The sequence below is a fragment of the Actinomadura sp. RB99 genome, from assembly GCF_014706005.1.
Classification (GTDB): domain Bacteria; phylum Actinomycetota; class Actinomycetes; order Streptosporangiales; family Streptosporangiaceae; genus Spirillospora.
The window spans coordinates 1-578 of the sequence record NZ_JABMCA010000212.1 but is presented as its reverse complement, the minus strand read 5'-3'; the positions used below and the strand labels follow the sequence as shown (position 1 = coordinate 578).

The 578-nt window shown below is 61.4% G+C and carries 1 protein-coding gene; it reads left to right on the top strand.

Annotation, left to right across the window (positions count from 1 at the left end; all coding sequences use genetic code 11):
- Positions 1-15: 15 nt before the first annotated feature.
- Positions 16-578 (top strand): hypothetical protein (locus amrb99_RS49615; protein WP_190869054.1); only part of this gene is annotated, 563 nt, incomplete at its 3' end.

The following is a 578-nucleotide window of genomic DNA, read 5'->3' as shown; positions in this document are numbered from 1 at the left end:
CTCTTCATGCTCTACATGGAGCCCCTGTTCAAACGCGGCGACTTCTGGTGCCGCTTCAGCTATGCGGACGACGTGCTCATCCTCCGCACTGGCCCCAACACCGCCATCACCACAGCCCTCCTTGCCGCTGACGTCCAAGACGCCCTAGACTGGGGTGCCTCCACGGCCGTCACCTTTGAGCCAGAGAAATGCGAGCTCCTCCACTTCAACAAGGCCGGAAAGCAACGCGACGACCAAGTCCGCGCAGGGAACTTTGTGGTCGAGCCCTCCCGAGGCCCCGTCCGCTGGCTGGGGGCTTTCTTCGACCCCAAGCTCACCTTCAAGGCCCACGTGAACACCTGGTGCGCAAAAGCCCTCCGGGTGGCTAATCACCTTCGCAGCCTCAACAAAACGCGAAAAGGTGCCCCTCCCAACTCCATGGCCCTTGCAGCCTCGGCCTGCGTCCTCCCAGTTGCCCTCTATGCTGCAGAGGCCTGGTGGCCAGGTAAGTTCAAAGAATCCAACGTGGTAGGCGGCAAGGTCGTCAGCACCCAAACTGCCTCCCACGTCGACAAGATCAACAGTGTCGTCAAGGCTGC